Below are 10,285 nucleotides of genomic sequence, written 5' to 3'. Positions count from 1 at the left end.
GTGCGGGAGCAGATCCTGACCGATCTGGCCGATATCACCCCTGTCACGGGTTCGGTGCCGTTCTATTCCACGGTCACCGGCGGCTGGTTGGACACCGCCTCGTTGGACGCGGAGTACTGGTATCGCAACCTCCGCCAGACCGTCGAGTTCGAGCAGGCGACGCGGGGGTTGTTGGAGGAGGGCTTCCGGTTCTTTATCGAGCCGAGTCCGCATCCGGTGTTGTCGGTGGCTGTGGGGGAGTCGGTGGAGGCTGCTGGGGTGGATGCGGCGGTGTTGGGGACTCTGCGACGGGGCGAGGGTGGTCTGGAACGGCTTCTGCTCTCGGTGGGCCAGGCATATGTGCAGGGCCTGCCGGTGGACTGGTCCGCAGCGTTCGCCGGGACCGGTGCCCAACGCGTCGAGCTTCCCACCTACCCCTTCCAACACCAGCACTACTGGCTGATGCCCCCCGCCCCCGTCCCGACTTCCCCCGCCATCGAAGACCGCTGGGACGACCTGGAACGACAGGACCCCGCTCAGCTGGCCGAGGCCCTGGGCGTCCGGCGGGACGCACTGGACGAAGTCCTGCCCGCCCTCGCCACCTGGCGCTCCGACAGAACCCGTGCAAGGCGTGCGGACTCCTGGCGCTACCACGTCGCCTGGTCGCCTCGGCCGACCGTGCTGGCCGACGGTCTCGACGGCCGTTGGCTCGCCCTATGCCCCGAGGTCGACGCCTCAGCGGCCGTCCTGGACGCCCTCAGCGACATCGGAGTCGACCTCCTTCGGTGTGCGGTTGCCGATCCGGGAGCGACCCGCGAGCAACTGACCGCGCTGCTCGGAGAGGTCGCGGGGGAGCAGCCGATCGCCGGAGTGCTGACACTGCTGTCCTGGGAGGAGCGTCCCCATCCCGAGCACCCCGATCTCCCCGGCGGCCCGGCGCTGACCCTGGCGCTGATCCAGGCGTTGGAAGACGCCGGGATCGATGCACCCCTTTGGATGTTGACGACGGGAACAGCGGTCCTGGGCGGCTCGGAACGGCCCGGACATGTCGGTCAGGCGGCCTCCGCCGCTCTGGGGCGGACGCTGGCCCTGGAGCACCCGCACCGCTGGGGCGGTCTGGTCGACGTACCGGAGGCGTTGGACACGCGGGCCGCCCGCCGGTTGTGCGCAGTGCTCGCGGGTGCCCTCGCCGACGAGGAGCAGATCGCCGTGCGGTCGACCGGGGTCCACGGGCGCCGCCTTCGACCCGCCCCAGCCTCGGCGAATGCCCGTACCGACAGCTCGGCCGCCCCGGCGTCGTGGAATTGGCGCCGGCGTGGCACGGTCCTCATCACCGGGGGCACCGGCGGGGTCGGCTCGCACACGGCGCGTTGGCTCGCCGGCCAAGGGGCGCAGCGGCTGCTGCTGGTCAGCCGTCGCGGTGCACACGCACCCGGTGCGGACGAACTGCGGACGGAGCTGACGGCGCTGGGCGTCGAGGTGGCGTTCGCCGCCTGCGACGTCGCTGACCGGGCCGCGCTGGAGGCGCTGGTCTCGGACATACCGACGAAGCACCCGCTCACCGCCGTCGTTCATGCGGCGGGCGTCCTGGACGACGGTGTGCTCGATGCCCTGAACCCCGCGCGGCTCGCCCTCTCCCTGCGCGCCAAACTGAGCGCCGCGCAGAACCTCCATGAGGTCACCGAGGGCCTCGACCTCTCGGCCTTCGTGGTGTTCTCGTCGGTGATGGGCGTCATCGGCAGCGCCGGGCAGGGCAACTACGCGGCTGCCAACGCAGCCGTCGACGCCCTCATCGCCGCACGCCGGGCCGCAGGGCTCCCCGGCACGGCCCTGGCCTGGGGCGCCTGGGCCGGACGCGGAATGCTGGCGGACGGTGTCGCCGAGCGTCTGCGGGACTTCGGCATGCCGGTGATGGAACCCGAGTCGGCGGTCGCCGCGATCGGTCGTGCGCTCGCGGAGGACGACGCACTGGTCCTGGTGGCCGATGTCGACTGGCGACGCTTCGCCGCGGGCATGGGAGTACGGTCTGCCCTGCTGGAGGGAGTACCGGAGCCGACGGTGGCGGCGGCAGGCCCGCTGCCCGTTGCGCCGCCGTCGCAGAAGGCCGACGCTGCCCAGGCGCTGCGACAGCAGGTGGCTGCCCTACCCCGCCGCGAGGACCGGATCGGGACGCTCACCGAGCTGGTGCGCACCCACGCGGCGGCGGTTCTGCGCCACTCCGGCGTCGAGGCGGTACTGCCGGAAAAGGCGTTCTCCACACTCGGCTTCGACTCGCTGACGGCCGTGGAGCTGCGCAACCGGCTCGCCGGAGCGACCGGGCTCAAGCTGTCCGCCACCGTACTGTTCGACCATCCCACGCCGTCGGCGCTCGCCGACCGGTTGCTCAGGGAACTGCATCTCCCGGACACCGCAACCGAGAGTGCGGCACCCGTCGATGCCGCCCGGGTGGAGGCGCCCGGCCGCAACGAGCCGATCGCGATCATCGGCATGGGCTGCCGCTTCCCCGGTGGGATCGAGAAGCCCGAGGACTTCTGGCGCCTCCTGTCGGAGGGCATCGACGCCGTGGGCGACTGGCCGCCGAACCGGGGCTGGGACACCGAGGGCCTGTACGACCCGGACCCCGACCGGACCGGTACCACCTACACCAGACAGGGCGGCTTCCTCCACGACGCGGCCGAGTTCGACGCCGAGTTCTTCGGCATCTCGCCACGTGAGGCGCTGGCGATGGATCCGCAACAGCGGCTGCTGCTGGAGACTGCCTGGGAAGCGGTCGAGGGCGCCGGTCAAGACCCGAACTCGCTGAAGGGTCGTCAGGTCGGCGTCTACATCGGCACCAACGGCCAGGACTACCCCACCCTGCTGGACGGGGCCGAGGGAATCTCCGAGGGTCATCTGCTCACCGGGAACACGGCCAGCGTCCTGTCCGGGCGGCTGTCCTACGTCCTTGGCCTCCAGGGTCCCTCGCTCACGCTGGACACCGCCTGCTCGTCCTCGCTGGTCGCCCTGCACCTCGCCGTACAGGCGCTGCGGCGCGGCGACTGTGAGCAGGCCCTCACGGGCGGGGTGACGGTGATGACCACCCCGAAACTCTTCGTCGAGTTCAGCCGCCAGCGCGGGCTGGCCGCCGATGGGCGGTGCAAGGCATTCTCCGCGGACGCGGACGGGACGGGCTGGGGAGAGGGCGCCGGAGTGCTCCTGCTGGAGCGCCACTCCGATGCCCTGCGCCACGGCCACCCCGTGCTTGCGCTGATCAGCGGCACCGCGGTGAACCAGGACGGTGCCAGCAATGGTCTGACCGCCCCCAACGGTCCGTCCCAGCAGCAGGTCATCAGGGCCGCCTTGGCCGACGCGGCGCTGCGCGCCGACCAGATCGACGCCGTCGAGGCCCACGGCACCGGCACGAGACTCGGCGACCCCATCGAAGCGCAGGCGCTCCAAGCCGTCCATGGGCCGGAGCGTTCGGCGGACCGCCCGTTGTGGCTCGGCTCGGTGAAGTCGAACATCGGTCACACCCAGGCGGCGGCCGGTGTGGCCGGTGTGATGAAGATGGTGCTGGCGATCCGTCACGGCGAGTTGCCGGGCAGCCTCCACGTCGGTGCGCCGAACCCGCACGTCGACTGGTCGGGCGGTGAGGTCCGTCTGCTCACCGAGCGAACCCCCTGGCCGCAGAGCGATGGACCGCGCCGGGCGGGCGTGTCGTCGTTCGGCATCAGCGGTACCAACGCGCATGTCATCGTGGAACAGGAATCCGCCGCAGCGACCGTGCCCTCCGAGGCCCCCCTCGCTCCTGTCCGCCGTACCGGTGCGCCCGCGCCGCTGCTGCTCTCGGCCAGGACTCCGGAGTCGTTGCGCGCACAGGCCGCACGATTGCGCGACCGGCTCGAAGCCGACCCAGCGGTCGAACTGGCCGACGTCGCCTACTCGCTGGCCACGGGACGCGCCTCGCTCGAACACCGCGCCGTCGTCCTGGCACCGGACCCGGCCTCCGTACGGCGCTCGCTCACCGCACTGGCGCAGGGCAGAAGATCGGGCACGGTGCTCGTCGGCGACATCGGGCGACCCGGTCGGACGGCCTTCCTCTTCCCCGGGCAGGGCAGCCAGCGGGCGGGGACCGGCGCAGAGCTCTACCGCGACGACCCCGTGTTCGCCGACGCCCTCGACGAGGTGCTCACCGAACTGGACCCGCATCTCGACCGGCCGCTGCGCGACATCCTGTTCGCCGAGACGGGAACCCCCGAGGCGGAACTGCTCGAACGCACCCGCTACACCCAGCCCGCACTGTTCGCCCTGGAGACGGCGTTGTTCCGGCTGGTCCAGCACTGGGGCGTACGGCCCGACCTGCTGATGGGGCACTCGATCGGTGAACTCGCCGCCGCTCATGCGGCCGGCGTTCTGAACCTCCACGACACCTGTGTGCTGGTGGCCGCCCGCGGACGACTGATGGACGCCCTGCCCGGCGGCGGGGCGATGGTCGCGGTGGAGGCGACCGAGGTGGAAGCTCGGCAGGCGCTCCTCGACGACCAGGCCGCTCGCGGGGCTGAGGTGGGCCCGGCCGCGGTGGACATCGCCGCCATCAACGGTCCCACCTCCGTGGTGCTTTCCGGCGACGACGATGCGGTGCAGCGCCTGGCCGAGGTGTTCCGGTCCCTCGGCCGACGCACCCGGGCCCTGAGCGTGAGCCATGCCTTCCACTCCGCCCGAATGGAGGAGATGCTCGACGAGTTCCGGCAGGTCGCCCAGGGCCTGACCTACCACGCGCCCAGGGTCGCGGTCGTCTCCAACCTGACCGGGCGGACCGCCACGGCGGAAGAACTCTGCTCGCCGGACTACTGGGTGCGCCATGTCCGGGGCACCGTGCGCTTCCTGGAGGGCGCCCGACGGCTGCGCTCCGAGGGCGCGACGACATTCCTGGAACTCGGCCCCGGCGGTGTGCTGTCCGCAATGGTGCACGCCTGCCTTCCGGACCCGGACGACTGCGGGACGATACCGCTCCTGCGCGACGGCCGCCCCGAAGTGGGCGCGGTCCGCACAGCGCTCGCCTCACTGCACCTGCGTGGCGTCCCGGTGGACTGGTCCGCGAGCTGGAGCGGCGCCGCCGTCCACAGGGTCGACCTGCCCACCTACGCCTTCCAGCGCCGCCGCTTCTGGCCCGGGACCACCCCCGCCGCCGTCTTCCGTCAAAAGCCCGAGGCCCCCACCGACCTCCGCTACCGGATCGACTGGCAGCCGCTCACCGCATCTGCGTCGACCCGACTCCCCGGACGGTGGCTCGTGGTCACCCCGGACGGCCACGACGGCGAGGACACCGCCCTCGCCTGTGAGCAGGCCCTCGCCGAGCATGGCGCCGACGTCGTGGTGACCCGGGTCGGAGCCGCCACCGAACGCGGTGAATTGGTCAAGCAACTGGCGGAGTTCGACGGGCTCACGGGCGTCCTCTCGTTGCTGGGCCTGGCCGAAGGACCCCATCCGCGCCTGCGCACGCTCGACGCCTCCCTGACCGGGACGTTGTCACTCCTCCAAGCACTGGGCGACAGCGGGACCACCGCACCGCTGTGGTGCGTCACCCGCGGAGCCGTGTCGAGCGGCGCGGCCGACCCGGTCGCCGACCCGACCCAGGCCCAGCTCTGGGGCCTCGGGCGGGTGGCGGCGCTGGAGCACCCTCAGCGTTGGGGCGGCCTGGTCGACCTGCCGGAACTGTTGGACGGTTCGGCGCTGGACGGGCTGTGCGCGGTGCTGGCCGGACTGGACGGCGAGGATCAGGTGGCGGTGCGTCCGCCGGGGCTGCTGGGCCGCCGGCTCGTCCGCGTACCGGCGTCCGAGGTCTCCTCCGGGACACCCTGGACGCCGCGTGGCACGGTGCTGGTCACGGGAGGTACCGGTGGTCTCGGCGCCCAGGTGGCCCGCTGGCTGGCGGAGCGCGGCGCGGAACACCTGGTCCTGCTGAGCAGGCGTGGACCCGAGGCGCCGGGAGCCACCGAACTGGTCGCGGCCCTGGCCGCACTGGGGGCCCGAAGCACGGTGCTCGCCTGCGATGTCGCCGACCGCTCCGCGCTGGAACGGGTCTTGGCGGGTCTGCACGACAAGCACGACACGGTACGGGCGGTGGTGCACACCGCAGGGCTCACCACGGACACCGCGCTCGCGGACTGCACCCTGGAGGAACTGTTCGAGCGCACGGCCGCCAAGGCGCGTGGCGCGGCGCATCTCGACGTCCTCTTCGAGGACCGCGAGTTGGATGCCTTCGTGCTGTTCTCCTCGATCTCAGCCATCTGGGGCAGCGGCGGCCAGGGGGCGTACGCGGCGGCGAACGCCTATCTGGACGGGCTGGCGGCGGCGCGGCGCGGCCGGGGCCTGACGGCGACATCGGTGGCCTGGGGTCCCTGGCTAGGCGCGGGCATGGCGGACGGCAGGGTCGGCGACGGTCTGCGCCGCCACGGGCTCGTGCCGATGGCCCCCGAGTCCGCGCTCGCCGCGCTCGGCCTCGCGCTGGACCTGGACGAAGGCGAACCGGTGGTCGCCGCCGTGGACTGGAGCCGCTTCGCGCCCACGTTCGGGTCGGTACGGCACAGTGCCCTGCTGCGCGGGCTGCCTGAAGCAACATCGGCCGGCGGCTCAGGGACGGTTGACGCCTTCGCCGCATCCGGCCCGGGCATCGGCGGCGACCCGTCGTGGCGGCGCAGGCTGGAGCAGCTCCCCGAGAGTGAGGGCCGGAAGCTGCTGCGGGAACTGGTCAGGAGCGAGGCTGCCGACGTACTGGGCCATGAGTCCGCCGACGGCTTCACATCCGACCGTCCATTCCGCGAGGTGGGCTTCGACTCACTCACCGCTGTCGAGCTGCGCAACCGACTGGTCGCTGCCACCGGCCTGCCGCTCACGCTCACTTCCGTGTTCGACCACCCGACCGCCGCCGCTCTCGGCGAGCACCTTTTCGCCGGGCTGAGCGCCCCGCGTGACGTCGCCGACCACTCGACCGTATCCGCCCCCGCTCCCGTGGCGGCTGACGAACCGCTCGCGATCGTCTCCATGGCCTGCCGCTTCCCAGGTGGCGTCCGCTCGCCCGAGGACCTGTGGCAGCTCGTGGCCGACGGAGTGGACGCGGTCGCGGAGCTGCCGACCGACCGGGGCTGGCCGATGGACACGCTCTACGACCCGGACCCCCTGCACCCGGGCACCTTCTACACCACCGGCGGCGGATTCCTGGACGGAGCCGCCGAGTTCGATGCGGAGTTCTTCGGGATCTCGCCGCGCGAGGCGTTGGCGATGGATCCACAGCAGCGGCTGCTCCTTGAGGCCGGCTGGGAGGCACTGGAACGGGCCGGCCTCGATCCTGCCTCGGTCCGTGGCAGCGAGGGCGGTGTCTACGTCGGCGTCGCGGGCCAGGGGTACGGCACCGGTCCGCAGGACCCGTCCGCCGATGTCGAAGGGCACCTGCTCAGCGGCACCGTGACCAGCGTCGCCTCCGGCCGCATCGCCTACACCCTCGGACTCGGCGGCCCCGCCGTCACCGTGGAGACGGCCTGTTCGTCCTCGCTGGTGGCTCTGCACCTGGCAGGCCAGGCGCTGCGCTCGGGGGACTGCTCGTTCGCTCTGGTCGGCGGTGCCGCGGTGATGGCGAGCCCGGACGTCTTCGTCGAGTTCAGCCGTCAACAGGGACTGTCGCCCGACGGCCGCTGCCGGTCCTTCGCCGAGGCCGCGAACGGTACGGGCTGGGGCGAAGGGGTGGGCGTGCTGCTCGTCGAGCGGCTCTCCGACGCCCAGCGACTCGGTCATCCGGTGCTGGCCCTCGTACGCGGCACCGCGGTGAACCAGGACGGCGCCAGCAACGGTCTGACCGCGCCCAGCGGCCCGGCGCAGCAGCGGGTGATCAGGACCGCGCTCGCCACGGCCGGGGTGTCCGGCGCCGACGTCGACCTGGTCGAAGCCCACGGCACCGGCACCGTGCTCGGTGACCCGATCGAGGCACAGGCACTGCTGGCCACCTATGGCCAGGACCGGCCGCAGGACCGACCGCTGTGGCTGGGGTCGCTGAAGTCCAACATCGGTCACACCCAGGCCGCCGCGGGGGTCGCCGGGGTCATCAAGACGGTGATGGCCCTACGGCACGGAGTGCTCCCTCGGACACTGCACGCGCAGGAGGCGTCGAGCCGGGTGGACTGGTCGGTGGGCGCGGTCCGGCTGCTGGCTGAGGCCCGCCCCTGGGACGCACCGGAGGAAGACCGACCGCGGAGGGCCGGAGTCTCCGCGTTCGGGATGAGCGGCACCAACGCCCACGCGATCCTGGAGGCGGCACCTGGCGCCGGCTCCAGGACGGCTCCCGTCGACACATCCGACGTACCGTCCGCAACGCTTGAAGCGGCGGTGCCATGGCTGCTCTCCGCCCGAACACCCGCGGCGCTGCGCCGCCAGGCGCGGCGGCTGGGCGAGCATGTGCGGGCCAACCCCGCCCAGGGACACGCCGAGTTGGCCCGCGCGCTCGCCGTCACCCGCCCCGCTCTCCCCTGCCGCGCGGCTGCGATCGGCCGCGACCGGGAAGGGCTCCTCACCTGGCTGGATGCGCTGGGTACCGGAGAACCCGCGCCAAACGCGGTGCAGGACCGGGTGCGCGGCGGCCGTACGGCATTCGTCTTCCCCGGCCAGGGCTCGCAGTGGGTCGGCATGGCGGCGGAAGCACTCGGCGCATCAGAGGTGTTCGCTGACGCGGTCGCCGCCTGTGAGCGCGCCCTGGCCCCGCACACCGACTGGTCCCTGACGGAGGTGCTGCGCGGCGCCCCCGGGGCACCGTCGCTCGACCGGGTGGACGTCGTCCAACCGGTGCTCTTCGCCGTGATGGTCGCGCTGGCGGCACACTGGCGCAGCACCGGGGTCACGCCGGACGCCGTCGTGGGTCACTCGCAGGGGGAGATCGCCGCCGCCTGTGTGGCCGGAGCTCTTTCGCTGGACGACGCCGCGCTGGTGGTGGCGTTGCGCAGCCGGGCCCTACTGCGGTTGGCCGGCAGCGGAGGCATGGTGTCGGTCGCCGCCTCCGCCGAACGGACCGAGGCGCTGCTGCCCGACGACGGAAATATCTGCGTCGCCGCCGTGAACGGCCCCGACGCCGTGGTCGTGGCGGGAGAGCCGCAGGAGTTGGCCGCTCTGCTTGCGGCGTGCGACCGGGAGGGCCTGCGGGCCAGGACGATCCCGGTGAACTACGCGGCCCACTCGGCCCAGGTCGCCCAGATCGAGGACGAGCTGCGCGGCGCGCTCAGCGGGATACGGCCACGGGCCTCGGCGGTACCGCTCTACTCGACGGTGACGGGGAAGCCCATCGCCGGGGAGTCCCTGGACGCTGACTACTGGTACCGGAACCTTCGCGAACCGGTCGACTTCCTGGGAGCGACCCGCACCCTGCTGGAGACAGGCCACACCCTGTTCGTCGAGGTCAGCCCGCATCCGGTGTTGCTCGCCGGGATCGAGGCGGTGGCCGAGGAGGCGGGACGGCAGGTGTCGGCGGTCGGCACGCTACGGCGTGGCGACGGCGGCCGGGACCGACTGCTGGCGTCGCTGACCGAGGCATGGGCGAGTGGCGGCGGCCCGGTGGACTGGCCGGCCTGGACGGCGCCGCCCGGGCCGCCGGGCATGGAGCCGGTCCTCTTGCCGACCTACCCCTTCCAGCGCGAGCGGTACTGGCTGCCCACACCGGGCCGGAGCGGTGCTCCCGCCGTCGCTGAGGCATCGACCGCAGACTCCGACGAAGGCGCGGAGACGGCACCGGACGACGAAGCCACGCCCGCCTCACTCCTGGCCGCACGGTTGGCGCCGTTGGACCGGCAAGGACGCCGCCAGGCCATCCTCGACCTGGTCATCGGCCATGCGGCGGCGGTACTCGGCCACACCGGAGCCGGTCCGGTCCGACCGGAGCGCTCCTTCTCCGAGGTCGGCTTTGACTCGATGCTCGCCGTCCGGTTCAGGAACCGGCTGTGCGAGGCCACCGGACTGCCCGTCCCACCCACGGCCGTCTTCGACCATCCGACGCCCGAAGCCCTCGCCGACCACCTCGACGCGGAGCTGTCCGCCGCGCCCGAACCGCTCTCGCCGGTGCTGGCCGAACTCGACCGGCTGGCAGCGATCCTCGCGGCGGTTCCACCCGGAACAGCGGGCGCCGACGAGGTCGGCGACCGACTGAACGAACTACTGCGCGGCTGGGGGCTGCGCGCCACGCCGACCAACGGCACGGGCCCCCCGCCCGAACCGGTGGACGTCGCCGCGACGGCGACGGCGGACGAACTGTTCGCCCTGCTCGACAACAACTTCGGTACGGCCTGAGAGA

General features: G+C 72.6%; 1 protein-coding gene. It reads left to right on the top strand.

What is annotated here, in order from left to right:
- Positions 1–10,281 (top strand): SDR family NAD(P)-dependent oxidoreductase (locus tag ACFXJL_RS34445; RefSeq protein ID WP_384699362.1); only part of this gene is annotated, 10,281 nt, incomplete at its 5' end.
- Positions 10,282–10,285 lie beyond the last annotated feature (4 nt).

Source organism: Streptomyces sp. NPDC059256, from assembly GCF_042753785.1.
Classification (GTDB): Bacteria; Actinomycetota; Actinomycetes; order Streptomycetales; family Streptomycetaceae; genus Streptomyces.
Note: the sequence above shows the minus strand (reverse complement) of the source record. Positions and strands in the feature narration are given on the sequence as shown.